25 protein-coding genes are annotated in these 25961 nt (G+C 71.8%); 16 read left to right on the plus strand and 9 right to left on the minus strand.

Translation table 11 applies throughout. The features are described from left to right. Window positions 1-20: 20 nt before the first annotated feature. Genes pdhA through ACTWPP_RS09300 form a run of 3 tightly spaced genes read left to right on the plus strand, consistent with a single transcriptional unit; the run spans window position 21 to window position 3456 of the window. Window positions 21-1172: a pyruvate dehydrogenase (acetyl-transferring) E1 component subunit alpha gene (gene pdhA, locus ACTWPP_RS09290; RefSeq protein WP_443103738.1), complete on the plus strand. Its 1152-nt coding sequence runs from the start codon at window positions 21-23 to the stop codon at window positions 1170-1172. Between the two features lie 11 nt (window positions 1173-1183). Beyond that, window positions 1184-2197 (plus strand): alpha-ketoacid dehydrogenase subunit beta, encoded by a 1014-nt coding sequence (locus tag ACTWPP_RS09295; protein ID WP_443103739.1) that lies wholly within the window; start codon window positions 1184-1186, stop codon window positions 2195-2197. Next, window positions 2194-3456, plus strand: a complete 1263-nt coding sequence (locus tag ACTWPP_RS09300) for a dihydrolipoamide acetyltransferase family protein (protein ID WP_443103740.1) — start codon at window positions 2194-2196, stop codon at window positions 3454-3456. Before ACTWPP_RS09295 ends, ACTWPP_RS09300 begins: the two co-directional genes overlap by 4 nt. A gap of 20 nt (window positions 3457-3476) precedes the next feature. Here ACTWPP_RS09300 and ACTWPP_RS09305 read toward each other — a convergent pair whose 3' ends face one another. Together ACTWPP_RS09305 and ACTWPP_RS09310 are read right to left on the minus strand one after the other, a co-directional pair. Then, window positions 3477-4292: an SAM-dependent methyltransferase gene (locus ACTWPP_RS09305; protein WP_443103741.1), complete on the minus strand. Its 816-nt coding sequence runs from the start codon at window positions 4290-4292 to the stop codon at window positions 3477-3479. Between the two features lie 208 nt (window positions 4293-4500). Continuing rightward, window positions 4501-4986 (minus strand): winged helix-turn-helix transcriptional regulator, encoded by a 486-nt coding sequence (locus ACTWPP_RS09310; protein ID WP_443103742.1) that lies wholly within the window; start codon window positions 4984-4986, stop codon window positions 4501-4503. Between the two features lie 94 nt (window positions 4987-5080). Between ACTWPP_RS09310 and ACTWPP_RS09315 the strand changes: the two genes are divergently transcribed. The 3 genes from ACTWPP_RS09315 (at window position 5081) to ACTWPP_RS09325 (ending at window position 6563) form a co-directional block, all read left to right on the plus strand. Continuing rightward, complete coding sequence (locus ACTWPP_RS09315; protein WP_443103743.1) at window positions 5081-5662, plus strand: dihydrofolate reductase family protein; 582 nt, start codon at window positions 5081-5083, stop codon at window positions 5660-5662. Window positions 5663-5681: 19 nt separating this feature from the next. Beyond that, window positions 5682-6230, plus strand: coding sequence for a YciI family protein (locus ACTWPP_RS09320; protein ID WP_443103744.1), 549 nt, complete (start codon window positions 5682-5684; stop codon window positions 6228-6230). Window positions 6231-6344: 114 nt separating this feature from the next. After that, window positions 6345-6563 carry a hypothetical protein gene (locus tag ACTWPP_RS09325; protein WP_443103745.1) on the plus strand — a complete coding sequence of 73 codons (219 nt, stop codon included), beginning with the start codon at window positions 6345-6347 and terminating at the stop codon, window positions 6561-6563. Window positions 6564-6684: 121 nt separating this feature from the next. Here ACTWPP_RS09325 and ACTWPP_RS09330 read toward each other — a convergent pair whose 3' ends face one another. Further along, window positions 6685-7311 (minus strand): class I SAM-dependent methyltransferase, encoded by a 627-nt coding sequence (locus ACTWPP_RS09330; protein ID WP_443103746.1) that lies wholly within the window; start codon window positions 7309-7311, stop codon window positions 6685-6687. Window positions 7312-7401: 90 nt separating this feature from the next. Here ACTWPP_RS09330 and ACTWPP_RS09335 point away from each other — a divergent pair, with 90 nt between their 5' ends. From ACTWPP_RS09335 to ACTWPP_RS09370, 8 genes are all read left to right on the plus strand, one after another. Continuing rightward, a complete protein-coding gene (locus tag ACTWPP_RS09335; protein WP_443103747.1) occupies window positions 7402-7998 on the plus strand; it encodes an XRE family transcriptional regulator in 597 nt (198 codons plus the stop codon). Window positions 7999-8358: 360 nt separating this feature from the next. Then, a complete protein-coding gene (locus tag ACTWPP_RS09340; protein WP_443103748.1) occupies window positions 8359-9915 on the plus strand; it encodes a DUF4331 domain-containing protein in 1557 nt (518 codons plus the stop codon). Beyond that, a complete protein-coding gene (locus ACTWPP_RS09345; protein ID WP_443103749.1) occupies window positions 9915-11228 on the plus strand; it encodes a hypothetical protein in 1314 nt (437 codons plus the stop codon). Before ACTWPP_RS09340 ends, ACTWPP_RS09345 begins: the two co-directional genes overlap by 1 nt. After that, window positions 11225-12577: a hypothetical protein gene (locus ACTWPP_RS09350; protein WP_443103750.1), complete on the plus strand. Its 1353-nt coding sequence runs from the start codon at window positions 11225-11227 to the stop codon at window positions 12575-12577. The genes ACTWPP_RS09345 and ACTWPP_RS09350 overlap by 4 nt, the downstream gene beginning before the upstream one ends. Window positions 12578-12642: 65 nt before the next feature. After that, window positions 12643-13230, plus strand: coding sequence for an ECF RNA polymerase sigma factor SigK (gene sigK, locus ACTWPP_RS09355; protein WP_443103751.1), 588 nt, complete (start codon window positions 12643-12645; stop codon window positions 13228-13230). Then, window positions 13227-13964: an anti-sigma factor gene (locus tag ACTWPP_RS09360; protein WP_443103752.1), complete on the plus strand. Its 738-nt coding sequence runs from the start codon at window positions 13227-13229 to the stop codon at window positions 13962-13964. Before sigK ends, ACTWPP_RS09360 begins: the two co-directional genes overlap by 4 nt. Window positions 13965-14004: 40 nt before the next feature. Then, complete coding sequence (pnuC, locus tag ACTWPP_RS09365) at window positions 14005-14658, plus strand: nicotinamide riboside transporter PnuC (protein ID WP_443103753.1); 654 nt, start codon at window positions 14005-14007, stop codon at window positions 14656-14658. After that, entirely contained in the window at window positions 14655-15764 is a 1110-nt protein-coding gene (locus ACTWPP_RS09370) for an AAA family ATPase (protein WP_443103754.1), read from the plus strand. Before pnuC ends, ACTWPP_RS09370 begins: the two co-directional genes overlap by 4 nt. A gap of 15 nt (window positions 15765-15779) precedes the next feature. Here ACTWPP_RS09370 and ACTWPP_RS09375 read toward each other — a convergent pair whose 3' ends face one another. The 5 genes from ACTWPP_RS09375 to ACTWPP_RS09395 all read right to left on the minus strand — a co-directional run bounded on the left by ACTWPP_RS09375 (window position 15780) and on the right by ACTWPP_RS09395 (window position 21396). Beyond that, entirely contained in the window at window positions 15780-16067 is a 288-nt protein-coding gene (locus ACTWPP_RS09375; RefSeq protein WP_443103755.1) for a hypothetical protein, read from the minus strand. Then, window positions 16064-16369 carry a hypothetical protein gene (locus tag ACTWPP_RS09380; RefSeq protein WP_443103756.1) on the minus strand — a complete coding sequence of 102 codons (306 nt, stop codon included), beginning with the start codon at window positions 16367-16369 and terminating at the stop codon, window positions 16064-16066. Before ACTWPP_RS09380 ends, ACTWPP_RS09375 begins: the two co-directional genes overlap by 4 nt. A 79-nt stretch (window positions 16370-16448) precedes the next feature. Continuing rightward, window positions 16449-18326, minus strand: a complete 1878-nt coding sequence (locus ACTWPP_RS09385) for a LamG-like jellyroll fold domain-containing protein (RefSeq protein WP_443103757.1) — start codon at window positions 18324-18326, stop codon at window positions 16449-16451. Then, on the minus strand, window positions 18215-19957 hold the full coding sequence (locus tag ACTWPP_RS09390; RefSeq protein WP_443103758.1) for a glycoside hydrolase family 2 protein: 1743 nt from the start codon (window positions 19955-19957) through the stop codon (window positions 18215-18217). The genes ACTWPP_RS09385 and ACTWPP_RS09390 overlap by 112 nt, the downstream gene beginning before the upstream one ends. Before the next feature lie 146 nt (window positions 19958-20103). Next, window positions 20104-21396, minus strand: a complete 1293-nt coding sequence (locus ACTWPP_RS09395) for an ROK family protein (protein WP_443103759.1) — start codon at window positions 21394-21396, stop codon at window positions 20104-20106. A gap of 127 nt (window positions 21397-21523) precedes the next feature. Between ACTWPP_RS09395 and ACTWPP_RS09400 the strand changes: the two genes are divergently transcribed. Together ACTWPP_RS09400 and ACTWPP_RS09405 are read left to right on the plus strand one after the other, a co-directional pair. Further along, window positions 21524-22828 carry a Gfo/Idh/MocA family protein gene (locus tag ACTWPP_RS09400; RefSeq protein WP_443103760.1) on the plus strand — a complete coding sequence of 435 codons (1305 nt, stop codon included), beginning with the start codon at window positions 21524-21526 and terminating at the stop codon, window positions 22826-22828. Beyond that, on the plus strand, window positions 22825-24114 hold the full coding sequence (locus ACTWPP_RS09405) for an ABC transporter substrate-binding protein (protein ID WP_443103761.1): 1290 nt from the start codon (window positions 22825-22827) through the stop codon (window positions 24112-24114). Before ACTWPP_RS09400 ends, ACTWPP_RS09405 begins: the two co-directional genes overlap by 4 nt. Here the strand turns inward: ACTWPP_RS09405 and ACTWPP_RS09410 are convergent. Next, window positions 24105-25949, minus strand: a complete 1845-nt coding sequence (locus tag ACTWPP_RS09410) for a glycoside hydrolase family 3 protein (RefSeq protein ID WP_443103762.1) — start codon at window positions 25947-25949, stop codon at window positions 24105-24107. The genes ACTWPP_RS09405 and ACTWPP_RS09410 overlap by 10 nt on opposite strands. Between the last annotated feature and the right edge of the window lie 12 nt (window positions 25950-25961).

The raw sequence follows: 25961 nt of genomic DNA on the forward strand, positions 1-25961 counted from the left end.
CCGACGAAGGAAGGTCGCCGATGGCTGAGACCGTCCAGGCCGCCCCGGCCCGCAACCGGAGGACGACCGGCACCAGGCCGCCCAAGACCCGCGCGTCATCGTCGAAGACCACCGGGGCGTCTCCGGCGGCCACCGCCACGTCGCCGGAGGCCCCCGTCCCGGAGGGGGACGCCGAGACGCTCGTCGGCTACTACCGGCAGATGCTGCTGATCAGGCGGTTCGAGGAGCGGGCCGCCCGCGCCTACACCGAGGCCAAGATCGGCGGCTACTGCCACCTGAACCTCGGCGAGGAGGCCACGGTCGTCGGCCTGATGGCCGCGCTGCGGCCCACCGACTACCTGTTCACCAACTACCGCGAGCACGGCTACGCCATCACCAAGGGCATCGAGGCGAACCGCGTCATGGCGGAACTGTACGGCCGCTCCACCGGCGTGTCCAAGGGCTGGGGCGGGTCGATGCACCTGTTCGACGCCGAGGCGCGGCTGCTCGGCGGGTACGGCATCGTCGGAGGGCAGCTCCCCCTCGCCACCGGCGCGGCGCTCGCCGTCTCCTACAAGGGCGGCGACGAGGTCGTCATGTGCCACATGGGCGACGGCACGACCGCGATCGGCGCGTTCCACGAGTCGCTGAACATCGCCGGCCTGTGGGACCTCCCGGTCGTCTTCGTCGTGGTCAACAACGGCCTGGGCATGGGCACGACCGTGGAGAACTCCTCCGCCGAGCCCGAGCTGCACCGGCGCGGCGCCGCCTACCGGATCGAGAGCGCCCGCGTGGACGGCACCGACGTGATCGCCGTCCGGGACGCCGCGCGCACCGCCGTCGAACGCGCCCGCGCCGAGAGCAAGCCGTACCTGCTGGAGACCACCAGCCCCCGGCTGAAAGGCCACTCCGTCGTCGACCCCGCCCGCTACCGGTCCAAGGAGGAGAAGGAGACCCTCAAGGCCGCCGACCCCCTGGCCCGCATGGCACTGGAACTGGAGGAGGCCGGGATCCTCTCCGCCGACGAGCGCGACCGCCTCGACGCCGAGGTCAAGGCCGAGATCGACGCCGCCGCCGCGTTCGCCGACGACAGCCCCGAACCCGACGTGTCGACGCTGTTCGACTACACCTACGCCACCCCCGTCCCCGGCGAGATGCGCCGGCTGCCCGCCGACCCCGTATTCGGTTCCTGAGGAGCACGCTCATGGCAACCATGACCTACCGCCACGCCCTCCGGGACACCCTCCGCGCCGAGATGCTCCGGGACGACGACGTCTTCCTCCTCGGCGAGGAGATCGGGCTCTTCGAAGGCTCCTACAAGATCACCGAGGGGCTGCTGAAAGAGTTCGGGCCGCGCCGCGTCCGCGACACCCCGATCGCCGAGGAGGGCTTCGTCGGCGCCGCGATCGGCGCCGCGATGCTCGGCCTCCGCCCCGTCGTGGAGATCATGACGATCAACTTCTCGCTGCTGGCGCTGGACCAGATCGTCAACCACGCCGCGAAGATCTACGGCATGTTCGGCGGGCAGGCCAGCGTCCCGATGGTGATCCGCACCCCGGGCGGCGGCGGCCAGCAGCTCGGCGCCACCCACTCGCAGAACGTGGAGCTGTTCTACTCGTTCATCCCCGGCCTGAAGGTCGTCGCGCCGTCCACGCCCGCCGAGGCGTCCGCGATGCTGAAGGCCGCCGTCCGCGACGACGACCCGGTGCTGTTCCTGGAGAACCTCGCCCTCTACAACACCAAGGGCGAAGTCCCCGCGATCGAGGACGTCGAGCCCGCCGAGATCGGCCGCGCCGCCGTCACCCGCCCCGGCACCGACATCACGATCATCGGCTACTCCCGGATGGCCCGCGTCGCCACCGAGGTCGCCGAGACCCTGGCCGCCGAGGGCGTCTCCGCCGAGGTCGTGGACCTGCGCAGCCTCCGCCCCCTCGACCGGCGGACCATCGTGGAGTCCGTCCGCAAGACCGGCTCCGCCGTCGTCGCCGAGGACGACTGGCTCACCTACGGCATCGGCGCCGAGATCGCCGCGACCGTCCAGGAGGGCGCGTTCGACTGGCTGGACGCGCCCGTCCGGCGCGTCGCGATGGCCGAGGTGCCGCTCCCCTACGCCAAGTCCCTGGAGACGGCGGCGCTCCCGTCCGCCGAATCCCTGCTCACCGCCGTCCGCGACACGCTCCGCGCGACCGGCCGTCCGATCCTGGAGCCCGCGTCATGACCGAGATCCTCATGCCCCGCCTCTCCGACACCATGGAAGAAGGCGTCATCAGCTCCTGGCAGAAGCAGCCGGGGGACGAGATCGCGGTCGGTGACGTCATCGTCGACATCGAGACCGACAAGGCGGTCATGGAGTACGAGGCGTACGAGGCCGGCGTCCTCGACAAGATCCTCGTGGCCGAAGGCGAGACCGCCGCGATCGGCGCCCCCATCGCCGTGATCGTCCCGGCGGGCGGCGCGGCACCCGCGGCCCCGGAACCGGCCGCCGAACCGGAACCGGCCGCCGCCGCGGAGCCGGCACCCGCGGCCGGGCCGGAACCGGCCGCCGCTCCTCCTGCCGCACCCGCGACTCCCGCGCCCGCCCAGCGCGCCGCCGGGGCGTCCCGTCCGCCGTCGTCGCCGCTGGCGCGCAGGCTCGCCCGCGACCACGGCATCGACCTGACCACGCTGAACGGCTCCGGCCCGGGCGGACGCATCGTCCGCGCCGACATCGAGGCCGCCATCCGTGCCGAGGCCCCGGCCCCGGCACCCGCCGCGGCTCCCACAGCGCCGCCCGTCCAGGCGCAGGCCGAGGACCCGGACGTCGAGGCCGTCCCCCTGAACCGCTTCCGCAAGGTCGCGGCCAAGCGGCTCACCCAGAGCAAGCGCGAGGCGCCGCACTTCTACCTCAACCGCGAGGTGGACGCCGAGGCCCTGCTGGCCTTCCGCGCCACGCTGAACGAGGCGCTCGCCCCGTCCAAGGTCAGCGTGAACGACCTGATCGTGAAGGCCGCGGCGACCGCCCTCCGCGAGCACCCGGCCGTGAACGTGTCCTACACCGAGGAGAACCTGCTCTTCCACAAGCGCGTCCACGTGGGGATCGCGGTGGCGGTCGAGGACGGCCTCGTCGTGCCGGTCATCAAGGACGCGGACCGCAAGAGCGTCTCGCAGATCGGCCAGGAGACCCGCGAGCTGGCCGGCAAGGCGCGCGACGGCAAGCTCTCACTCCGGGAGATGAGCGGCGGCACGTTCAGCGTCAGCAACCTCGGCATGTTCGGCGTCGACTCGTTCTCCGCGGTGATCAACCCGCCGGAGGCGGCGATCCTCGCCGTGGGCGCGGTCCGCGACGAGCCGGTCGTCCGCGGCGGCCAGGTCGTCCCCGGAAAGCGCATGGCGGTCACCCTGTCGGTCGACCACCGCGCCACCGACGGCGCGACGGCCGCCAGGTTCCTGGACCGCCTGGCCACCCTGCTCCAGAACCCGCTCCTGATCGTGGCCTGAGCGGCCCGGCCTCCGGCGGGTCAGGGCTTGCGGGCGACGGCGCAGAACTCGTCGACCTCGGGCGGCGCGTCGAAGGGGGTGTGTTCGGGGCGCCACCGTGTCAGCGGGACAAGGCCGGGGTCGAGGGGTTCCAGCCCGTCCAGGAAGCTCATGATCGTCTCGGGGCCGCGGACCGTCATGGGGACCGAGCCGCCTTCGTTCCAGACCCGGACGGCCTCGTCGGTGCGCTCGCCGTGGACGGCGTTGGTGGTGTGCGTGATCGCCAGGTGGCTGCCGGGGGGCACGGCGTCCATCAGCCGCCGCACGATGCTCCTGACCTCCTCGTCGTCTTCGACGAAGATGAGGATCCCGAGCATGGTGATCGCGACCGGCCGGGTGAGGTCCAGCGTCCTCGCGGCCTCGGCGATGATCCTGCCGGGGTCGTGCAGGTCGGCGTCGACGTAGTCGGTCGCGCCCTCGGGAGTGCCGGTGAGCAGGGTACGGGCGTGGACGAGCACGAGCGGGTCGTTGTCGACGTAGACGATGCGGGATTCCGGGGCGACCCGCTGGGCGACCTCGTGGGTGTTGTCGACGGTGGGCAGGCCGGCGCCGATGTCGAGGAACTGCCGGATGCCGGCCTGGCCGGCCAGGAAACGCACGGCGCGGCCGAGGAATGCGCGCTGGTGCCGGGCCAGCTGGACTATTTCCGGATAGATGTCCGTGGTCTGGTCGCCGATTTGACGGTCGACCGGGTAGTTGTCCTTACCGCCCAGCCAGTAATTCCATATCCGGGCCGGATGTGCGGCGGTGGTGTCGATCTCGGGCGAGGCGCCCCCTGGGGCCGAGTTGTCGTCCACCGACGTCCTCCTGTACCAGCCGGCCGGGCCTTGCTGACCATCCGTACCGTAATGCCCCGCCCTATTGCTGATCTCCGAAATTGCCGATCGAGGCCATTTTGAGTGCGCGGCGAGTGATCAACACTTCGCCGCCACATCGGCCTCGGCGCGTAGACGCCGAGGCCACCGCCTACGCCATGGCGGACGGTGACGGTGGGCACCCGCTCCGTCAAAGCTCGGCAGTGTAGGCCTCAGCGAGGCGTTCCATGACGCTCGGGCCGTCCCGTTCCGGTGCCGGTTCACCGAGATGGATGGTCCGCAGCTCGGACATGAACTCCTCCCACAGCTCCGGCCCGCCGGCCGCGAGGAGTTCCGCCCGCACCCGCAGGCTCCTGGTGGTGGGGCGGTGCCGCAGGCCCCACTCCCCGAGCTGGGCGAAGACGGGCACCAGCCGAATCGACGCCTCGGTCAGGCTGTAGGCGGCGCGCCGTCCCGGCCCCGCGTCCTCACGGGTCAGGAGACCGGCGTTGACCAGCCGCTTCAGCCGGTCGGCCAGGATGTTGGAGGCGATCCCCTCCTTCGAGCCGCCGAGCAACTCCCGGAAGTAGCGCCGGTTTCCGAACATCACGTCCCGCAGCACGAGCAGGCTCCAGGCGTCGCCGAACGCCTCGACCGCGGCGTTGATCGGACATCCCGAACGCGCCGGTTTCCCCACTCGCAGCCACCTCCATCTGGTTGCAATCTACCACCGGTAGGGTCTACCGTGGCGATACCGATTGCAGTTCGCAACCAGATGGCGGAGGCGACGAATGAGCGACACCGAACCGCAGACCGCAGCCGGGAAGGTCCTCTTCCACTTCACGATGTCCCTGGACGGGTTCGTGGCCGGACCCGACCACGGGATGGACTGGATGACCGGCACCTCGCGTCCCGGCCTGATCGAGGAGTACACCGAGACCACCGGCGCCGTACTGGGCGGCCGAGACGGCTGGGACGCCTTCCCGGACGCCGGCGCCATCTACGGCGGCGCCTGGGACGGACCGGTCTTCGTGCTCACCCACCACCCCGAGGACGCCGCCCCCGCCGACCGGGTCACGTTCCTGAACTGCGACCCGGCCGAGGCGGTCCGGATCGCGCTTGAGGCCGCCGGCGGCAAGAACGTCGAGGTGTTCTCGCCCACCATCGGCCGCCGGCTCTTCGAACTGGGACTGGTCGACGAGATCGACCTGCACATCGCACCCGTCCTGCTCGGCGACGGCATCCGCCTGTACGACAGCCCTGGCGGCGCCCCGATCAACCTCCACCGGGTCGGCGGAGACGACCCCATGGCGGTGGTGAACGTCCGATACCGCCCCACCAAGACCGCCGCCCAAGTGAACGCCGGGAACTGAGGCGTAGAAGACTGCGGGCATGGAGTTCTTCTGCCACCACCGCGACCGGCCCGGCTCGTTGACGCTGCGCCACGAACTGCTGGAAGAGCACTGGGCCTACATGGACCGGTACGCGACCCAGATGATCGCCCGCGGCCCGACCTTCGCCCCCGACGGCGAGACGCCCGCCGGCAGCGTGCACATCCTCGACCTGCCGGATCCCGCCGCCGCCCGCGCGTTCGCCTTCGACGAGCCCAACTACCAGGCCGGCGCGTACAGGGACGTGCTGCTGCGCCGGTGGCGCAACATGCTGGGACGCACAATGTGGGACTTCCCCGGTGGCCGGACCGGCGGCAACCGGTACCTGGTGCTCGGCCTCGGCTCGGGACAGGCCGCCGACCTCGACGTGCCGCCCGACCGGGACGAGCTGATCGCGTACGGGCCGCTGCTGTCCGACGACGGCACCACCTGGCTGGGCACCGCGGCGCTGGTCCGGGCTCCGGACCCGGACACGGCACGCGCCGTCCTCACCTCGGACCGGTACGCCGGCGTCGAGGTCCACGACTGGGCGTTCGGCGGGCGGCCATGACGAGGCAAGTGCCACGCAGAACCCGGGAGCGCTCGAACACCCGAAGATAGTGTTCGGGAAGCGGCGTTATGCGTCGGAGCGGCGAGCCGGGCACCCGTCGGGCAAGGAGGCGCCATGGCCGAGGATGCGACGGGATGGGGCGGGGACCTGTGGGCGGCTGCCGACCTGGTGACGCCGATGGCCATCCGGGTGGCGGCGACGCTGCGGCTGGCCGACCACATCGCCGCCGGTACGCAGACGGGCGAGGCGCTGGCCGCGTCGGCCGGGCTACAGGTCGGCCCGGTCATGCCCGCCGGGTCGCGCTCGATCATCGAGTTGCGCCCATCCCACTGAGCCGTCCGGTCAGTAGGGGGTTTCGACACGGGTGCGAACTCGACCCCACCACAGCCATGTTCAAGGACACTCTCCCTCACGCGGCCGTCCCGCCGAGCAGCGGCACGTGAACGGTGCCGGACTACCGCAGGCGTTGCGCTCGCAGGACGGTGTCGCGGGTGTGGTGCGTGCCGGCGGGTGCGGGGGCGCTTCGCGGCCGGGTCTCGTTGATCAGGACCGTCCAGTCGTTGTCGAGGAGCCCGGCGATGTCGCCGGGCTGGTAGTAGTCGCCGGGGTCGAAGCCGTGGCGTGGGGAAAGGTCGGCGGGGTCGTGGCTGACGATGAGCAGGGTGCCGCCGGGTGCGACTGCGGCCGGCAGGCCGCGCAGCGCAGCATGGCCCGGCCGGTGCGGGAGCGGGACGTACTGGACGGACACCAGGTCGAATGAGCGGGCGGGAGGTGGCGTGGCGGTCAGGTCGGCGCGTGCCCACGCCACGCGGCCGGTGACGTCCGCGGCCGCGGCCCGTCGCAGAGCGGTCAGGGACACGTCGACCGCGGTGACCTGCCAGCCGTTCCGGGCCAGCCAGAGCGCGTCGGCGCCTTCGCCGCACCCCACGTCAAGTGCTTGCCCCGGCGTCAGGTCGGTGACCTCGGCGACGAGCACGGCATTGGGTTCCCCGCTGAAAACCTGGTCGCGGCTGCGATACCTCTCGTCCCAGAACTGGGCCTCCTTGGTCCTCTGGGGTGCCGGGCCGGGTTGCTGGGTCATCGTGACCACCTCCGCCCGCAACCTGCCTCCCCCATGGCGATCTGACAAAGTTCTTTGCAAAAAATGCAAATCCGCGGGCACAGTGAACCCATGAGCGACGAGTTCGATGACGTGCTGGCCGCGGTCGGACCACGGCTGCGCGAGTTGCGACGCCGCCGCGGAGCCACGCTCACCGCCCTGTCGGAGACCACCCGAATTCCGGTGAGCACCCTGTCCCGGCTGGAGTCCGGGCACCGCAAGCCGGGCCTGGAACTGCTGCTGCCCCTGGCCAGGGCCTACCAGATGCCGCTCGACGAACTCGTCGGCGCCCCGTCCGACGCCGACCCCCGGGTGTTTCCGCGGCCGATCAGCCGCAACGGCATGACGGTCATCCCGCTGACCCGCAAACCCGGCGGGCTGCAGGCGTTCAAGCAGATCCTCCCCGCCGGCCGGGCCGATCGCGAACCCGACCCCCGCTCACACGAGGGATACCACTGGCTGTACGTCCTCAACGGACGGCTGCGCCTCGTACTCGGTGACCGGGACCTCGTCCTCACCGCCGGCGAGGTCGCCGAATTCGACACCCATCTCCCCCACTGGTTCGGCAACGCCGGCACACGCCCGGTGGAGTTCCTGAGCATCCTCGGCCCCCAGGGCGAACGCGTCCACATCAAAGCCCGCTACCGCCCCACCGACCCCCGCCCCTGATCGGTCCGGGCAGGGGCGGGTGCGGGATGCGGGGGTGCGCCGGACGGGCGCAGGCGTACCGGGCGGCGGCCGAGCAAGCGGATGAGTGCTGATCGAATTCCTCGAACTGTGGGACGAGTACGAGCGGCAGGCCGGCGAACGCAGGTGATCTGGCGCGTGGACGCTCCTCCCCGGCGGCTTGTTCGGCGGTGGCCGTACGTGGCCAGTGCGGAGATGGGACCAATCAGGTGGGGGCCGGGCCTCGAAGCAACGGCGGGCATGGCGAAGAAACCGGTCGGTCCGGTGTCGCGGCAGTCGTAGCCCAGCGCCGAGGAAAGGCGCCGCCGCGGCTGGGGTCCGGGGGCCGGTGGGGGTTCCACGATGCCGACACTCCATCCGTCCAGGGCGCGGGTCGCCACGCTGGTCGTCGCCGGGGGCATGCTGCTCGCGGGCGGGCTCGCCGGGCTCGCGCCGCGGCAGGGCACCGCGTCCAGTCACCGTGAGGCGCCGCTCATCTCCGGGCAGCCGCAGTACGACAACACGGACGTGTACGCGTTCGTCAGTCCCGACAAGCCGGACACGACGACGCTGATCGCGAACTTCGTCCCGTTGCAGGAGCCGGCGGGCGGGCCGAACTTCTACAAGTTCGCGCGGGACGCCCGTTACGACCTCAACGTCGACAACGACGGTGACTCGCTGGCCGACCTCACATACCGGTTCGAGTTCCACGACCAGCTGAAGAACGAGAACACGTTCCTCTACAACACCGGGCCGGTGACGAGCCTCGATGACCCGGATCTCAACTTCACGCAGACCTACGATCTGAGCCTCATCCGGCGGGTGGACGGGAACGTGCGCAGCGTCCACAAGGTCGTCGAGCACGCTCCGGTCGCGCCGTCCAACGTGGGCAAGGCGTCCATGCCGGACTACGCGAAGCTGCGGGCGCAGGCGATCAAACCGCTGGGCGGCGGGATGACGTCGTTCGCCGGGCAGGCCGACGACTCCTTCTTCCTGGATCTGCGGGTGTTCGACCTGCTGTACGGGGCGAACCTCAAGGAGGTCGGCAACGACACCCTGGGCGGCTACAACGTGAACACCGTCGCACTGCAGGTGCCGACCCGGCATCTCGTCGAGGGCGGCGACCCGGTGATCGGCGTCAACTCGACCGTGCAGCGGCGCAACGCGGGGGGCCACTACACGCAGGTGTCGCGGCTCGGGAGCCCGCTGGTGAACGAGGTGGTCATCCCGCGTGGCAAGAAGGACACGTTCAACGCGTCCAGCCCGTGGCATGACGCGCAGTTCGGCGGGTTCGTCACCGACCCCGAGCTGCCGAAGCTGATCGAGAAGGTCTACAGGATCCCGGCGCCGCCCGGTCCGCGCAAGGACCTCGTCCAGGCGTACCTGACCGGCGTGCCGGGGCTGAACCAGCCGGAGGACGTGCGGCCGGCGGAGCTGCTCAGGCTCAACACGTCGGTCAAGCCCGTCCCGAACCCGGACCGGCTCGGGGTTCTCGGCGGCGACAAGGCGGGCTTCCCGAACGGGCGGCGGCTCACCGACGACGTCCTCGACATCTCGCTGCAGGCCGTCGAGGGCGAACTGCTCGGCAAGAAGAACGACCTCGGGGACGCGGTCAACGCCAACGACGTCGGCTTCGAGGAGACGTTCCCGTACGTGGCGCAGCCGCATTCCGGGTCGGACGTGCGGGGCGCGAAGAAGCCCGGGACGAAGGCATCCGGCGCGAAGACGAAGGACGGCGAGACCGTCGACCTGCTGAACGCCGGGGCGACCGAGGACGTCGCCGCCCCGGACGATGAAGGGTCCGGGGTGCTCGGCCTGCTGCCGGTCGCGGCGCTGTCCGGTGCGGGGGCTTTCGCACTGACCTGCGGGCTGCTGTGGTGGCGGCGCAGGCGGCCCGAGCCGGGACGGCACGAGAACTGATGCGTTCCCTCGTTACCGGGGCCTCGGTCGCTGGGCTGGTCGCGGCGCTCACCCTCGGATCGGCCGTCGTGTTCGGCGGCCCGTCCGAGGCGCCCGCCGCGACCGGCGCGGCAGCCGGGGCCCCGGCCTCCGGCATCGCGGGGCTGCAGGAGCGGCTCCGCGAGCAGCCGCACGATGCCGCCGGGTGGGCGTCGCTCGGGGTCGCGTACGTGGAGCGGGCCCGCGTCACCGGGGACACCACCTACTACCCGAAGGCCGACGGTGTGCTGCGGCGCTCCTTGAAGGAGGAGCCCGGGAACGATGACGCGCTGGCCGGTCTGGGATCGTTGGCGGCGGCTCGGCATGACTTCCATGAGGCGTTGCGGTACGCCGATCGGGCGCTCAGGACGAACCCGTTCGGGCAGCGGGCAGCGGCCGTCCGCGTGGACGCGCTTGTTGAGCTGGGCCGTTACGACGATGCCCTTGACGCGGCGCGGAAGGCGGATGCCAAGCGCCCCGGTGTCCCGATCTTCACGCGGCTCGCCTATGTGCGGGAGCTGCGCGGGGACGTCGGGGAGGCACGGCGGGTGCTGGGGCTGGCCCGGGACTCCGCGACCGATCGGGGTGACCTCGCCTACATCGCGACACAGCTCGGCGAGCTGGCCTGGAACGACGGCGACCTCGGCCCGGCGGGACGGGAGTACGCCGAGGCGCTGCGTCTGTCGCCCGGTTACGTGCCCGCTCTGGACGGGCGGGCGCGTGTCCGGGCGGCGAGAGGCGACATCGAGGGGGCGGTCAGCGACCGGGCCGAGGTCGTCCGGCGGATGCCGCTCCCCCGATACCCGACCGAGTACGGCGAGCTGCTGGAGTCGCGGGGACGCGCGGCCGAGGCGAAACGGCAGTACGCGGTCGCCGCCGCGTGGACGCGGATCGCCAAGGCCAACGGCGTCGACGCCGACCTGGAGATCGCGCTGTTCGAAAGCGACCACGGCGATCCCGAGACGGCGCTGCGCGCGGCGCGGGCCGAGTACGGCCGCCGCTGTCCCGGCCCGAAGGTGCGGCAGTGCAGCGTCCACGCGGCGGACGCACTGGCCTGGGCGTTGCACGTCAACGGACGGGACGGGGAGGCCCTGCGCTACGCCCGGCAGGCGACGGCGACCGGATACCGCCGCGCCCAGTTCCGTTTCCACCTCGGCGCCATCGAGAAGGCGCTCGGCGAGCGCGCCGACGCACGCCGCGACCTGGCCGAGTCGCTGCGCCGCAACCCGCGGTTCTCGCCGCTGTGGGCACCCCGCGCCAAGGCCGCACTGGACGACCTGGGAGGCGCACCATGATCACTTTTGCGCTCGCGGCCGGTCTGCTGGCCGCGCATCCGCTGGGCAATTTCACCGTGAACCACTACGACGGGCTGGTCGCGACCCCGCACGAGCTGCGGATCGACCATGTCGAGGACCTCGCGGAGATCCCCGCCGCGCAGGCCATTCCGGACGTGGACACCGACCGCGACGGCCGTCCGTCCGCCGCCGAACTCGACGCGTGGGCGGACGGGCCCTGCCGGCGGGCGGCGTCGTCCATGCGCATCACGGTGGACGGGCGGGCCGTGACCGCCTCCGTCGAGTCCGCGAAGGCCACGGCGCCGGCCGGGCAGGCGGGGCTGCCGACGCTGCGGGTCGAATGCCGGATCACCGCACCGGCCGAGCCGGGGACGATCTCCTTCCAAGCCGGGACGACCGGCCGGATCGGCTGGCGGGAGATCACCGCTCAGGGTGACCGCATGACCCTGAACGCGTCCGATGTCCCCGCCGCGTCCCGCAGCTGGCGGCTCACCGCCTACCCCGAGGGCATGCTCTCCTCTCCCCTCGACCAGCGGTCCGCCACCCTCACGGTGCGGGCGGGAGGGCCGCCGCTCACCGCCGCCCCCGCGTCCGGCGGCGGCCCCGAGCGGCTGCTTCCGCGCGGCACGGACGGGCTCACCCAGCGGTTCACCTCCCTCGTCGCGCGGCACGATCTCACGCCGGGCTTCGCCGTCCTGGCCTTCCTCATCGCGATGACGCTCGGCGCCCTGCACGCGCTCGCGCCCGGTCACGGCAAGACGATCATGGCGGCGCACGCGGTCGGTGAGGGGCGGCGGCGGACGCGGGACGTCCTCGCGCTGGGCCTGACCGTCACGCTCACCCACACCGCCGGGGTCCTCGCCCTCGGCCTGCTCGTGACGACCGGGGCGCTGCTCGCACCCGACGCCCTATTCCCCTGGCTCGGCGCGGCGGGCGGGGTCCTCGTCAGCGCGGCAGGCGTTCTGCTGCTGCGGCGGGCGCTGCGCAACCGGCACCACCACGCCCACGGGCATGGGCACGGGCACACGTCCGGCGGCCGGCGCGGCGGGGTCGTGCTGATGGGGCTGGCGGGCGGCATGGTCCCGAGCCCGTCGGCGGTGGTGGTGCTGGTGGGCGGCGCGGCGATCGGCCGCGCCTGGTTCGGGGTCGTCCTCGTCCTGGCGTACGGGCTCGGCCTGGCCGCCGCGCTGGTGACGGTCGCTCTCCTCGTCGTCGGCTCCGGACGCGTCGTGGCGCGGCGCATTCTGGCCAGGCGGCCGCGGATCCCGTCCGGGATGATGCCCATCGGGACGTCCGCGACGGTCGTCGCCCTCGGTGTCGGGCTCACGCTGCGGAGCCTCGTCCTGTGATGTCCGATCCGAGGCGAACCCGCATGCGTAGTGCCGGAGGGACGGCCCACCGAGGGGAGCGCGGCATGCCGCCAGAGACGAGACCGCCGGAGAACGGCGCCGTGTCCGGGCATGACGCCGACATGCTGCTCCACCGGACGGCGCGCGGCGACGAGCGGGCGTTCGAGCTGCTGTACGACGTGGTGGCCGCGCCCGTGCACGGCCTGGTGCGGCGGGTCGTCCGCGATCCGGCGATGTCGGAGGAGGTGACCCAGGAGGTGATGATCGAGGTGTGGCGGTCCGCGGCCCGCTATGACCCGCAGCGCGGCGGCGCGCTCGCGTGGATCATGACGATCGCGCACCGCCGGGCCGTGGACCGGGTGCGGCGCGAGCAGGCGGCGGGCGAACGCGAGGCGCGGGCCGCGCGGCAGGGCGCGGGCGCGGACCACGACCCGGTGAGCGAGCGGGTCGAGGCGCGGCTGGAACACGAGCGGGTGCGCCGCTGCCTGGGGGCGCTGACTCACCTGCAGCGCGAGACGGTCACGCTGGCCTACTACGGCGGGCATTCGTACCGTGAGGTCGCCGCACTGGTGGGGGCACCGCCGAACACGGTGCGGACCCGGATGCGCGACGGCATCATCCGGCTGCGCGACTGCCTGGGGGTGGAACGATGACGGACGATCTGCACGCCCTCGCCGGACCGTACGCGCTGGACGCCATCGATGACGCCGACGAGCGGCGGCTGTTCGAGGCGCATCTCGCCGGGTGCGAGACCTGCGCGACGGAGCTCCGCGAGTTCCGGGCGACGACGGCGCGGCTGGGCATGGCGGTCGCCGAGGCTCCGCCGCCCCGGCTGCGCGACCGGGTGCTCGCCGACATCGGGCATGTCCGCCAGCTTCCTCCCGTCCCTGCGGCCTCCCCTCGCCGCACGCCCGTCCGGCCGGTGCGTCCGAGGCGGTGGCGCCGCGCGGTCGCCGCCGGGCTGGCCGCCGCCGCGTGCCTGGTCACGGCCACGTCCGTCGGCGTCGCGATCCGTGAACGGCAGCGCGTGGAGCGGACCGAGGCCGCCTACCAGGAGGTGGCGTCCGTCCTGTCCGCACCGGACGCGCGTTCGGCGACGGGCCGCGCCCCGGGTGGCGGGACGGTGACGATCGTCGCGTCCGAGTCGCGCGGACGGGTGGTCGTGGCGTCGTCGGGGCTGCGGACGCTGCCGTCCTCGAAGGCGTACCAGCTCTGGCTGATCGACTCCGGTGGTCCCCGTTCGGCGGGCCTGCTGCCGGACGACCGGAGCCGCCCGGTCGTCGCCGGGACGTGGCGTCCGTCCGACAAGCTGGGCGTCACCGTCGAGCCCGCCGGCGGGTCTGTGCGGCCGACCACGACCCCGCTCGTCCTGCTGAGTCCCGCATAACCCCTTGTCGTCTCTTTGACGATATGTGATCATTGCGGGCATGTCGGTGAACGTTCCGCTGGGCCCGCTGCTCGACCCCGCCTTCCATGTCGGCTCGGTGCCCACCACGTGGGCGGAGCTGCTCGGCTTCGCGACCGGCGCGGTCAACGTGTGGCTCGTCGTCCGGCAGAACATCCTCAACTGGCCGATCGGCATCGCGAACGTGATCCTGCTCGGGCTCGTGTTCCTGGACGGCGGCCTCTACGCCGACTCCGGGCTGCAGGTCTTCTACATCGCGCTCCAGGCGTACGGATGGTGGGTGTGGCTGTATGGAGGGGACGGCCGCGACAACCTCCCGGTCAGGCGGACGCGGCGCAACGAGTGGGCGGCCCTCCTCATGGCGGGCGCGGCCACCACCGCCTTTCTGACCTGGGCGTTGTCCGTCTGGACGGACTCGACCGTGGCGTTCTGGGACGCCCTCACCACCGCGATCTCCCTCATGGCCGTCTACGGGCAGTCGCGCAAGCTGCTGGAGTCGTGGTGGCTGTGGATCACCGCCGACCTCATCTACATTCCGCTGTACTTCCACAAGGACCTGAAACTGACGAGCGTCCTGTACGTCATCTTCCTGACGTTGTGCGTGTTCGGTGTGCTGGCCTGGCACCGCGACCTGCGCTCCCAGACGGCCGGCGGCCCCGCTCCGGTGCCCGCATGACGTACGCGCACGGGCTGGTGATCGGCAAGTTCTATCCGCCGCACTCCGGCCACCGCCACCTGATCGACGTCGCCGCCGCGGCGTGCGCGCGGGTGAGCGTGGTCGTCGCCGCGTCCAGCGTCGAGAGCATCCCGCTGCCGCTGAGGACGGCGTGGCTCCGCGAGACGCACGAACAGCCGCATGTGGAGATCATCCCGGTGGTGGACGACGTGGAGATCGACTACGAGTCGGACGAGATCTGGTCGGCGCACGTCGCCGCGTTCCGGGCCGGACTGGCGATGCGGTCGGGCCTCGGCGTGCCCGTCCCGCCGGTGGACGCGGTGTTCAGCTCCGAGGCGTACGGGCCCGAGCTGGCGGAACGGTTCTCCGCCGTCCACGTCCCCGTCGACCCGCCGCGGGACCGCTTCCCCGTCAGCGGCACCGCCATCCGGGACGATCCCCTGGGGAACTGGGAGTTCCTGGCACCGCCCGTCCGGGCGTATCTGGCGCGGCGTGTCGTGGTGGTGGGCGCCGAGTCGACCGGGACGACGACACTGGCCCGCGCCCTCGCCGCGCACTATGCCGAGCGGGGTGGCGTGTGGGCGACGACCCGGTGGGTGCCGGAGTACGGGCGCACGTTCACCGAGGAGAAGCTGGCCGCCGCCCGCCGCGCCGCCGACGATCCGTCGCTGTGGCTGGACGACCTGGTGTGGGAGTCCGCCGACTTCACTGAGATCGCCGAGCACCATGCCGCTCTGGAGGACGCCGCCGCGCGGTCGGGTTCACCGCTGCTGGTGTGCGACACGGACGCGTTCGCCACGGCCGTCTGGCATGAGCGTTATCTCGGCACCCCGGCGCCGGAAGTCGAGGCCGTGCATGAGCGGAACCCGCACCATCTGTGGATTCTCACCGACCCGGAGGGCGTCCCGTTCGAGCAGGACGGCTGGCGCGACGGAGAGTCGATCAGGTCGTGGATGTCGGGGCGCTTCGAGGAGGAACTTGAGAAACGGGGCCTGCCGCACATCACCGTGACCGGCTCGCACGAACACCGCCTGACCACCGCCGTGGCGGCGACCGACGCCATGCTGGGCAAAGGCTGGTCGTTCAACACCCCACTGACTCCCTAGCCCCTGGCCATTCACTCATCCGAGCCAGATCATGTTCGTGACGCGGAACTCCTTGATATCGGCGAGTACCAGGTAGTCGAAGAACATGGAGGTACCGTCGACCACCAATCGGTACACGAGGTCGGAATCGTCTATCGGCCTTCCGGGTGGACTGCCGCCGGCATCGATCGCCATGCCACCCGCAACCGCGAAGTCACAGAAGAACCTGACCACGGAGTCCTTCAGTGCGGGTGACATAGCCTCGATGACATCGGAGGCCTCCTTCTCGCAGAAGACCGTCCAACCGCTCCGGCCCGCGGTCACTTCTCCGAGTCTTCGTCCGACAAGAACCGGCGCTTGAGCTCATCCAGCGAGACCAGCTCGCTCCGGTCGGCCCGGAGGACCCTGGCGCGGCGCTCCGCACGGTCGGGGATCTGGGCCAGGTGCGCCTCGGCCCACCAGTCGTCCATGACCCGCTTGTAGTCGTCCTCCTCCTTGGCGACCATGATCTCCTCGAGGAACTTGGTGCGCTTCTCCTCCGTCAGCCAGTCGCTGATGCCCTTGATCGTCCGCGGGACCCGGTGGACCTGCCCCGGGAGGAGGGGCTCTACCGGTTGTGCGCTCATGTCACTCCTGACTGACTCGTTCGGTCCCCGCTCACCCGTACACCGGGACCCTACAACCTCCCGCCGACAGAACGGAGGGTCATTTCGAGAGACGGAGCGTATTGGCCTCCTCGCCCATAAGAGGACGCAAAAGTGTTCTGTAGGTGTAGGTGCGATCTGGGCGGGTTCGGTATTCGGGGCGGACGGGATTGGGCGTGTCGCCGACACCGGTGACCGAGTGGTCGATATGGAGGGTGTTCCAGCCCGGATTGCGGACGCGGGCGAACGGATAAAGCGCGCGATCCAGATCGTCGTACGGGGTGACGCTCGCCTCGATGGTTCCGTCCACGCCGGCGGCGAGGAGACCGGAGCGGCCGTCGGTCAGCAGCGTCCAGCGGACGTCGTCGTGGTTGCCGTGGGCCTGCGGCCGGTAGTACGAGACGTACTGCTCGTCCACCGTGGACGAATAGACGCCCATGGGGGTGCCGTCCTTGCGGTCGTTGTAGTTCCCGACCGGGCCGCGCCCGTACCAGGCGAACTCCTTGAAGCGGTCGGGCACCTTGAGCGTGTACCCGACGCGAGCCAGGTAGGGCAGGCTTCTGACCTGGCCCTGGGGGACGACTTGGTGCGTCAGTTCAATCTGCCCCGCGCCGTCGACGACGTATGTGGCGGTCTGGTCGAACCATGCCTCGGGATGGTCGGGAGCGCCGGTCCTCGCGGCGATCTCGACGGTGACCTTCTCGCCATCGGCGACGGTCGCGCCGGTGGGCGTCGTGGCCAGGCGGTCGAGGCCGAGCCCGCGCCAGTCCTCGCCTTCGGCGCGGCCCCACGTGTAGGTCTCGTTGCTGATCGGGGGCCGCCACACGTCGAGTTCCGGGCCTGTGCGGAGCAACTCCCGGCCACGGGCACGCATGGACGTCATGGTGCCCTTGGACTTGTCGAAGACGTACCGGAACCCCTTTCCGGTGACGACGACTTCCTTGCCGTTCTCAGTCGCCTTGACATTTCCCGTGGCGGGCTTGCGGATTCCGGGAACCTCGGCGCCTCCGGCGGAGAATTGCCCGAAGCCCACGACGCGGTCGCCCTGGACGACTTCCACCGTCAACCACCGTTCGGCATTGGCCGGATTGGCGGGCGGCGGTGGAATATTCACATCTGTCGTCCCGCCCGGCGGCAATTTAACCCGCGATTTCCCGGAAGAAAGCGTGCGGGAGCCTTCGGTGTAGCGCCACCGCAGCTCCACTGGGCCGGCGGCGAAGACCCGCTCGCTCGCAACGGACACCTTCCCGTCCGCCCGGGTGACGCGGAACGGCGACTGCACCCACGACAGCTGGGCCGTCTCCGGCTGGACGTAGCGGTCGGAGCCGACCAGCCCGTCGTCCCCGGACAGGCTCTCGCCGTTCGACAGGAACGTGCCCTCGGTGTCGAAGTGGTCGAAGTCCAGGGCGACGACGGCGTCCTTCTTCGGGTCCTCGCCCGCGGCCAGTTCCCCGGACGTGAGCGCGCGGCCGTAGATGCGGACGTCGTCGATGGTGCCGTGCGCCATCCGCCCCCGATAGCCGTCCTGCATGGTCTCGGAGTTGCGGGCGACGTTGACGTCCCACGACGACCGGTCGATCGTCCCGGTGAAGGGGACGGACGCGGCCTCGCGCCCGTCGACGTACAACCGCAGAGCGGTCCCGTCGTACGTTCCCGTGACCCGGTGCCACGTGTCGTACCAGTCCGCCGGGACGGGCGCGCGAACCGTCCGCCACGTGCCGCTGTGGACGAAGAACTCCAGGGTGGTCTCGTTCGACATCTTCAGCGCGTACGCGTGGTCGCCCTTGCTCACGATGGTGAAGTCGCCCGTCCACGGGCGGACGGGCTTCACCCACGCGTCCAGGGTGACGGACGTCCCGGTGAGGTCGAAGCGCCGGTCGCGGTAGACCTCGACGAAGTCGTCCAGGCCGGAGAAGGCGTCGGGTAGCGCGGCCCCCACACGTCCGCGAACGGGGCGTCGCCGTCGGGGCGGTTCGACTGGTGGTACAGAGGACGGGCCGGGTCGGCGGCGTCGGCGTGGTCGGCCATCTTGTAGTGGGCGGCGCCGAGGCCCGCCTCGTTGCCGGTGTCCCACATGAGGACGCTCGGATGGTTCTTGTCGCGCGCCATCATGGCCTTGAACCGGTCGAGGAACGCCTTCTGCCATTCGGGACGGTCGGCGAGGCAGTCCCGGTCGCCGGTCTTGCTGCAGTCCTCCCAGTTGTGGGTCTCGATGTCGACCTCGTCGACGATCCACAGGCCGCGCCGGTCGGCGAGGTCGTACAGGTACGGGTCGGACGGGTAGTGCGCGGTGCGGACGGCGTTGATGTTCAGCCGTCTCATCAGCGCCACGTCCGACTCCATGCGGGCGCGGGTCTGGTGGCGTCCGGTGTCGGGGTCGGTTTCGGGCCGGTTGACGCCCTTGACGAGGATGCGTTTCCCGTTGACCAGGAGCTGCCTGTCCTTGACCTCGATCTCGCGGAATCCGAGGGTCTCGGCGGTGGTGTGGACGACGTGTCCCCGCGCGTCGGCCAGTTCGAGGACGAGCTTGTACACGTTCGGCGTCTCGTCCGTCCATTTCTCAGGGTTCTGAACCGCCGCCGTGAGCTGCAAGGGCGTGCTGCCGCCCTCGACGTCCGTCTTGCCGGAGAAGCGCTGCGCCGTCCGGCCATCGGCGTCGACGAGGGTGGCGCGGACGGTGTGCTCGCCCTGCGGCCCGTGCTTGCTGCCGACGACGAGACCGACGTTCAACGTGGCGTCGCGGTAGGCGGCGTCCAGGTCGGTGGTGATGGTGGCGTCACGCAGATAGGTCTTCGGAGTGGAGTACGCCCAGACGGAGCGGAAGATGCCGCTGTACCGCCACTGGTCGACGTCCTCCATGTAAGAGCCGGAGCTCCACCTGTGCACCTGGACGGCGACCTTGTTCTCTCCCGTGTGCACGAGGTCGGTGACGTCGAACTCCGCCGGGGTGTAGCCGCCCTGGTCGTAGCCGGCGTACTTCCCGTTCACCCAGACGAGGTAGGCGCTGACGACGCCTTCGAAGCGCAGGAACGTCCGGCGGCCGTCCCAGTCGTCCGGCACGTCGAGCGTCTTCACGTACGCGCCGGTGGGGTTGATGTCGCGGGGCGTCCTGGGCGGGTCGTCCGGCCACATCTCGGTCGGGATGTTGCGGAACATCGGGTGGTCGAGCCGGTCGCTCTGCCACGTGTGCGGCACCTCGACCTCGCGCCAGCCGGACGTGTCGTACCCCGGTTCGTGGAAGCCCGCGGGCACCTCGGCGGGACGGTCCGCGATCGCGAAACGCCAGTCGCCGTCCAGTGACCTCGTCCAGCGGGCGGCCTTCCCGTCGCGCGCCCGGCCGGCGTCCTCAAACGGGCGGAGCACCGCGTGCGGGGTCTCCTGGCCCTCCCCGACCATCTCGGGATCGTCCAGGTAGGTGTAGACGTCGGCGGGCGGCGCTGACGCCCGGGGCACCGCCAGGGCGGGCAGGGCCGGCGCGATCAGGGCCGTCGTCGCGACGAAGACCACCAGCACGCGGTACACGGATCGATCATGGTGGTCACGGGCGCGGGAGCGGGGGAACGAGGTCATCGGCGTGGCGCCTCCTCGCGGGCGGGCCCCCTGACGACACCCGGTACTTGATCACTACGCCTGGGACGCTAGGTGCGCCGCACGCACCCGTCAACGCGTCGTGCCAGGTTCGCCGGACTACTGGCGCATCGTGACAGGCGCGGCGGTCACGCTTGGCGCACCTCGCCACTTTCGGACAAATCGGACGCACCCGGACCGGATGGATCGGATGGATCGGACGGGCGGTCGACGCGGAAGAGGTCCTCGTCGATCCGGTCCAGGGCCAGCCGGACCGCGCCGAGGCCCACCGCCTCGTCCCCCAGTTCGGACGCCTCGATGCGGACGGGGCTCAGGCACAGCGGCCGCACCCGCCGCCGCAGCTCGGACACCAGCAGGTCACCGGCCCTGACCAGCGGCCCGCCGACCACGATCATCTCGGGGTCGAGGGCGAGGGCCATCGCCGCGACGCCGCGCGCCATCCGGGCGGCGAGCCGCTCCACGACCGCCGTCGCCTCCGCCGCGCCCCAGCCGGCGGCCTCCAGGACGCGTTCGGCATGGTCGAGCGCCGGGCCCCCCGACCCCCCGCCCGCCGAGGCCAGCCCGGCCAGCGCGGTGCTCGCCGCCTCCGGGTCCACGTCCGTGCCGGTGATGAGTGCGGCGGTGGTGTCGCGCAGGCCCATCTCGGGCAGCATGCCGATCTCCCCGGCGGCGCCCCACCGTCCCCGGTGCAGCCGCCCGCCGATGAGCGCGCCCATGCCGGTGTGCAGGCCCGCGTGGACGCACACGACGTCGTCGGCGTCGCGGGCGGCGCCGCGCCACCGCTCCGCCATCGCGGCGAGGTTGGCGTCGTTCTCGACGAGGACGGGGCAGGAGAACGAGCGGCCGAGTTCGCGGGCCAGCCGGACGCCCTCCCAGCCGGGCACCACCGTGCAGGACGTGACCGTCCCGTCCGGCGCGACGACGCCCGGTGTCCCGGCGGCGACCGCCCACAGCGACCGCCGTTCGACGCCCGTGGCGGCGAGGCATGTCCTCACCGAGGCGCGCACCGCCGCGATCCGCTCGCCGGGCGGCGCCTGCACGTCCAGGTCGGCGCGGTGGCCGCCCGCGACCGCGCCGGTGAGGTCGGCGACGACGAGCCGCACCCGGTGCGCGTCGATGTCGATGCCGAGCGCGTGGCCGGCCTCGGCGCGGAACCGGTAGCGGCGGGCGGGGCGGCCGAGCCCGGTACCGGGACGCGGCGCGTCCTGCCCGGCCAGGCCCCGGTCGATCAGCTCGCCCAGCACGCCCTCGGTGGTGGGGCGCGACAGCCCGACCCGCCGGGCCAGCTCGGACAGCGTGCACTCGCCGCCGTCGCGCAGCGCCCGCAGGGTCGCGGCGGAGTTGAGCCGGCGGAGCACCGAGGGATCGCCCCCGTGCAGGGGGCGGGACGGCAGCGGGCGTTGCGGCGGGCGTTGCGGCACGGCACCTCTTGACAGCGATCGGCGGGCGGACGACATTATTGCCAAACCTACTTGTGAAAGGTACTTGCATAATGCCGTGCCGGGGTACGGGCGGCGCCAACGATACCCAGGCCGGGAGGCTTGCTCGATGGAGCGGACGGGGCCCGCGATCGCCGTGGCCGGAGCCGGACTGCGCGGATCCGGCTACGCCTCCCGGATCGCGGCGACGGGGGCCGGCCGGATCGCCGCGGTCGCCGAGCCCGACCCGGGCCGCCGCGCGCGGTTCGCCGCCGAGCACGGGATCCCGCCCGAGCGGACGTTCCCCGGCTGGCGGGAGATGGCCGCCGCGGGACGCGTCGCCGACGGCGTCATCATCGCGACGCAGGACACCGAGCACGCCGAGCCCGCGATCCGGTTCGCCGGGCTCGGCTGCCACATCCTGCTGGAGAAGCCGATGGCGACGTCCGAGGCGGACGCGCTGCGGATCGTGGACGCCGTCGAGAGCGCCGGCGTGATGCTCGCCGTCTGCCACGTCCTCCGCTACACCGAGTACACGCGCACGCTCCGGGAGCTGATCGCGGCCGGGCGGATCGGCACGCCCGTCAGCGTCCAGCATCTCGAACCCGTCGGCTGGTGGCATCACGCCCACTCCTACGTGCGCGGAAACTGGCGCCGCGAGGACGGGTCCGGGCCGATGCTGATGACCAAGTCGTGCCACGACCTCGACTGGCTCGCGCACGTGCTGGGCGAGGTTCCCGCCCGGGTCTCCTCGTTCGGTCGGCTGTCGCACTTCCGGCCGGAGAACCGTCCGGCCGGTGCCGCCGACCGCTGCGTCGACTGCGCGGTCGAGCCGCGCTGCCCGTACTCCGCCACCCGCCTGTACCTGTCCTGCCTCGGCGACCCCGGCCGTGAGGCGTGGCCGCTCGGCGCGGTCACCGACGACCGCACCGAGGAGGGGGTGACGCGGGCGCTGCGCGAAGGCCCGTACGGACGCTGCGTCTACGCCTGCGACAACGACGTGGTCGACCACCAGGTCGTCAACATGGAGTTCCCGTCCGGCGCGACCGGAGTCTTCACCATGACGGCGTTCTCCCCCGCCGCGCAGCGGCAGACCCGTATCTTCGGCACGTCCGGCTGCCTGGAGGGCGACGGCGTCCGCATCTCCGTGCGCGACTTCGTCACCGGGGAACTGGAGACCGTCGATGCCGGCGGCGCCGCGTCCGGCTCCGCGCAGGACGGCCGCCACGACCACGCCGACGACGCGCTCGCCGACGCGTTCGCGGCCGCGCTGGCCACCAGCGACCCCGGCGCGCTCAGCTCCGGCGCCCGGGAGAGCCTCGCCTCGCACCGCGTCGTCTGGGCCGCCGAACGCGCCCGGCTGGACGGCACGGTCGTCGTCCTCGCCCCGGACTCACCCGCCACTCCCCCCGCGAAAGGCCCGGTGCCTCCATGACGATGAGACCCCCCTGGGCTGGCGCGGCCGCGGCCGTGCCCCTGGCCCTCGCGCTGAGCGCCTGCGGCGGCACCTCCGGCCCGGACGCGCCCGAGAGCAACGACGGCCGCGGCCCCATCACCGTCGCCACCGGCAAGGACCTCACCCGGACCGTCCCGAGGCTCGTCGCCGAGTGGAACGAAGGGCACCCGAAGGAGAAGGTCCGGATCGTCGAGCTGCCCGAGGACGGCGACCGGGCGCGGCAGCAGCTCGTCCAGAACATGCAGATCGAGTCGGACGCCTACGACGTGGTCCGGCTCGACGCGGTGTGGACGGCGGAGTTCGCCGCGCGCCGCTGGATCCTGCCGCTGCCGGACGGCCTGGTCGACACCGCCTCGTTCGTCCCCGCGGCCCTGGAGACCGGCAAGTACCGGGGCAGGCTGTACGCGGCGCCGTGGCTCACCGGAACCGGCGTCCTCTACTACCGCGAGGACCTCCTCTCCAAGGCCGGTGTCGGGGGCCCGCCGAAGACGTGGGACGAGATGCGCGACGCGTGCGCCGAGGTCCGGCGGCTCCCGGAGGGCGAGGGCGTCGGCTGCTACGCGGGCCAGTACGGAAAGTACGAGGGCCTCACGGTCAACTACTCCGAGGCCGTCCAGTCGGCGGGCGGCGAGGTGTTCGACTCCTCGGGCAGGCCGCAGGTGACGACCCCGCAGGCAAAGGCCGGGCTCCGGTTCCTCGTGGACGCCTTCGAGGACGGCACGATCCCGGAGAAGGCCATCACGTTCAAGGAGGAGGAGGGCCGCCGCGCCTTCCAGGAGGGCGACCTCGTCTTCCACCGCAACTGGGCCTACGTGTACGCGCTCGCGTCCGCCGAGGACGGCTCGGAGGTCGCCGGCGAGTTCGGCGTCGCCCCGATTCCCGGCGAGGACGGCCTCGGCTCCGGCACCCTCGGCGGCAACAACCTGGCCGTGTCGGCGTTCTCCGGGCACCAGGCCACCGCCCGCGACTTCATCGCCCACATCGTCAGCCCCGAGATCCAGCGCGAGTACGGCCGCGCGCAGTCGTTCCCGCTCTCACTCGCCGCCCTCTACGACGACCCAGAAATGATCAAGCGGTACCCGTACCTGCCGGTGCTCGAGAAGGGCATGGCCAGGGCCAGGCCCCGCCCGGTCGTCGTCCGCTACAACGAGGTCAGCACCGCCGTCCAGGAACACGTGACCGCCGCCATCACCGGGGAGAAGACCGTCGACCAGGCGGCCGGGGACCTTCAGAAGGCGTTGACCGCCCTGACCGCTCAGTCGTAGGTGAGGCCGTAGCCGAACGGGAAGAGGGGCTCCTTGCCGTCGCCCCGGTTGATGGGCTGCTGGCCGCCGTCGCGCATCCACGTGACCGGCAGCCGGCCCGTGGGGGCGGTGGCGCCGAACAGGACGTCGGCCACACCGGCGCCCTCCGTGCCCGGCAGCCACGCCGCGACCAGCGCGTCCCACCCGGGAAGCTCCGCGGCGACGTCCATCGGACGTCCCGACACCAGCACCACGACCACGGGGACGTCCGCGGCGCGCAGCCGCTCGATGGCCTTGAGGTCGTCGGCGTCGAGGCCCAGGTCACCCGTCCTGTCGCCGTGGTACTCGGCGTACGGCTCCTCCCCCACGACGGCGATCGCGGCGTCGTAGGACCCGTCGACGCCGGTGCCGTCCCTGCCGTAGGCGACGGCGGTGGACGAGTCCGCCGCCGCGCGGATGCCCTCCAGGATCGTCGTGCCCGGCGTGATCGGGCCCGGCTCCCCCTGCCAGGTGATCGTCCAGCCGCCGGACTGCACGCCGATGTCGTCCGCGCCGCCCCCCGCCACGAAGATCTTGTCGTCGTCGTCCAGCGGGAGCACGCCGTCGTTCTTCAGCAGCACCTGCGACTCTCCGACCGCGCGCCTGGCCAGCTCACGGTGCGCGGCGCCGCCCACCGTGCCCAAGTACGTCCGGTCGGCCATCGGGTGCTCGAACAGGCCCAGCTCGAACTTCTTGGCCAGGATCCGGCGGTTCGCGTCGTCGATGCGGGACACGGGGACGTCGCCGTCCTTCACGCCGTCCCGCAGGTACTCGATGAACCGTCGCCACTCGGTCGGCACCATCACCATGTCGATCCCGGCGTTGATCGCGGCGGCGACCTCATCCCTGGTGAACCCGGACTCACCGTCGATCTCGTCGATGCCGTTGTAGTCCGACACGACGAACCCGGTGAAGCCCAGCTCACGCTTCAGCACATCCGTGATCAGATACCGGTTCTGGTGCATCTTCAGCCCGTTCCACGAGCTGTAGGAGATCATCACCGAGCCGACGCCGCGTTTCACGGCCGCGCGGAACGGCGGCAGGTGGATCGCGCGCAGTTCCCTCTCCGGGATCCTCGTGTCGCCCCGGTCGTCGCCGCCCGCCGTGCCTCCGTCCCCCACGTAGTGCTTCGCCGTCGCCAGCACGGACGCGGGGCCTCCCAGCTCGTCCCCCTGCAGCCCCTCGATGATCGTCGTCATCATCGAGGGCAGCTCGGGCACCTCACCGAACGACTCGTACGTCCGGCCCCACCGGTCGTCGCGGGCCACGCACACGCAGGGCGCGAAGTTCCAGTCGACGCCCGTGCCCGCCATCTCCCGCGCGGTCGCGGCGCCGATCTCGCGGACCAGGGCCGGGTCGCGGGACGCGCCGAGCCCGATGTTGTGCGGGAAGATCGTCGCGCCGACGACGGTGTTGTGGCCATGGACGGCGTCCACCCCGTACATCAGCGGGATGCGCAGCGGCTGGGCGAGCGCGGCCCGCTGGAACCCGTCGTACATGTCCGCCCACCGCTCCGGCGTGTTCGGGGCGGGCGCCGACCCGCCGCTCGACAGCACGGACCCGATCCGGTACCGGGTGATCTCCTCCGGGGTGATGTACCTGCGTTCGGGCTGCGTCATCTGGCCGAGCTTCTCGTCCAGGCTCATCCGGTCGAGCAGGTCGTCGACCCGGTCCTCGACGGACAGCTGCGGGTCGAGGTAGGGGGCGGGTCCCGGCTCCGCCCGGACGGGGACGCCGAGGGCGGCGAGCACGAGCGCGGCGAGCACGCCGAGCGCCAGGAGGCCGGACCACATCGCCTTCACGGAGGAGCTGCGCATACAGAAGGCTTT

Origin of the sequence: Actinomadura sp. 3N407, from assembly GCF_052245875.1 — a bacterium.
In the GTDB taxonomy this organism is placed as follows: Bacteria; Actinomycetota; Actinomycetes; order Streptosporangiales; family Streptosporangiaceae; genus Spirillospora.

Bases quoted from the DNA above. Each gene is read 5' to 3' on its own strand.
- pdhA (WP_443103738.1), top strand. From the start codon at position 21: ATGGCTGAGACCGTCCAGGCCGCCCCGGCCCGCAACCGGAGGACGACC.
- ACTWPP_RS09295 (WP_443103739.1), top strand. From the start codon at position 1,184: ATGGCAACCATGACCTACCGCCACGCCCTCCGGGACACCCTCCGCGCC.
- ACTWPP_RS09300 (WP_443103740.1), top strand. From the start codon at position 2,194: ATGACCGAGATCCTCATGCCCCGCCTCTCCGACACCATGGAAGAAGGC.
- ACTWPP_RS09315 (WP_443103743.1), top strand. From the start codon at position 5,081: ATGAGCGACACCGAACCGCAGACCGCAGCCGGGAAGGTCCTCTTCCAC.
- ACTWPP_RS09320 (WP_443103744.1), top strand. From the start codon at position 5,682: ATGGAGTTCTTCTGCCACCACCGCGACCGGCCCGGCTCGTTGACGCTG.
- ACTWPP_RS09325 (WP_443103745.1), top strand. From the start codon at position 6,345: ATGGCCGAGGATGCGACGGGATGGGGCGGGGACCTGTGGGCGGCTGCC.
- ACTWPP_RS09330 (WP_443103746.1), bottom strand. From the start codon at position 7,311: ATGACCCAGCAACCCGGCCCGGCACCCCAGAGGACCAAGGAGGCCCAG.
- ACTWPP_RS09335 (WP_443103747.1), top strand. From the start codon at position 7,402: ATGAGCGACGAGTTCGATGACGTGCTGGCCGCGGTCGGACCACGGCTG.
- ACTWPP_RS09340 (WP_443103748.1), top strand. From the start codon at position 8,359: ATGCCGACACTCCATCCGTCCAGGGCGCGGGTCGCCACGCTGGTCGTC.
- ACTWPP_RS09345 (WP_443103749.1), top strand. From the start codon at position 9,915: ATGCGTTCCCTCGTTACCGGGGCCTCGGTCGCTGGGCTGGTCGCGGCG.
- ACTWPP_RS09350 (WP_443103750.1), top strand. From the start codon at position 11,225: ATGATCACTTTTGCGCTCGCGGCCGGTCTGCTGGCCGCGCATCCGCTG.
- sigK (WP_443103751.1), top strand. From the start codon at position 12,643: ATGCCGCCAGAGACGAGACCGCCGGAGAACGGCGCCGTGTCCGGGCAT.
- ACTWPP_RS09360 (WP_443103752.1), top strand. From the start codon at position 13,227: ATGACGGACGATCTGCACGCCCTCGCCGGACCGTACGCGCTGGACGCC.
- pnuC (WP_443103753.1), top strand. From the start codon at position 14,005: ATGTCGGTGAACGTTCCGCTGGGCCCGCTGCTCGACCCCGCCTTCCAT.
- ACTWPP_RS09370 (WP_443103754.1), top strand. From the start codon at position 14,655: ATGACGTACGCGCACGGGCTGGTGATCGGCAAGTTCTATCCGCCGCAC.
- ACTWPP_RS09380 (WP_443103756.1), bottom strand. From the start codon at position 16,369: ATGAGCGCACAACCGGTAGAGCCCCTCCTCCCGGGGCAGGTCCACCGG.
- ACTWPP_RS09390 (WP_443103758.1), bottom strand. From the start codon at position 19,957: ATGACCTCGTTCCCCCGCTCCCGCGCCCGTGACCACCATGATCGATCC.
- ACTWPP_RS09400 (WP_443103760.1), top strand. From the start codon at position 21,524: ATGGAGCGGACGGGGCCCGCGATCGCCGTGGCCGGAGCCGGACTGCGC.
- ACTWPP_RS09405 (WP_443103761.1), top strand. From the start codon at position 22,825: ATGACGATGAGACCCCCCTGGGCTGGCGCGGCCGCGGCCGTGCCCCTG.
- ACTWPP_RS09410 (WP_443103762.1), bottom strand. From the start codon at position 25,949: ATGCGCAGCTCCTCCGTGAAGGCGATGTGGTCCGGCCTCCTGGCGCTC.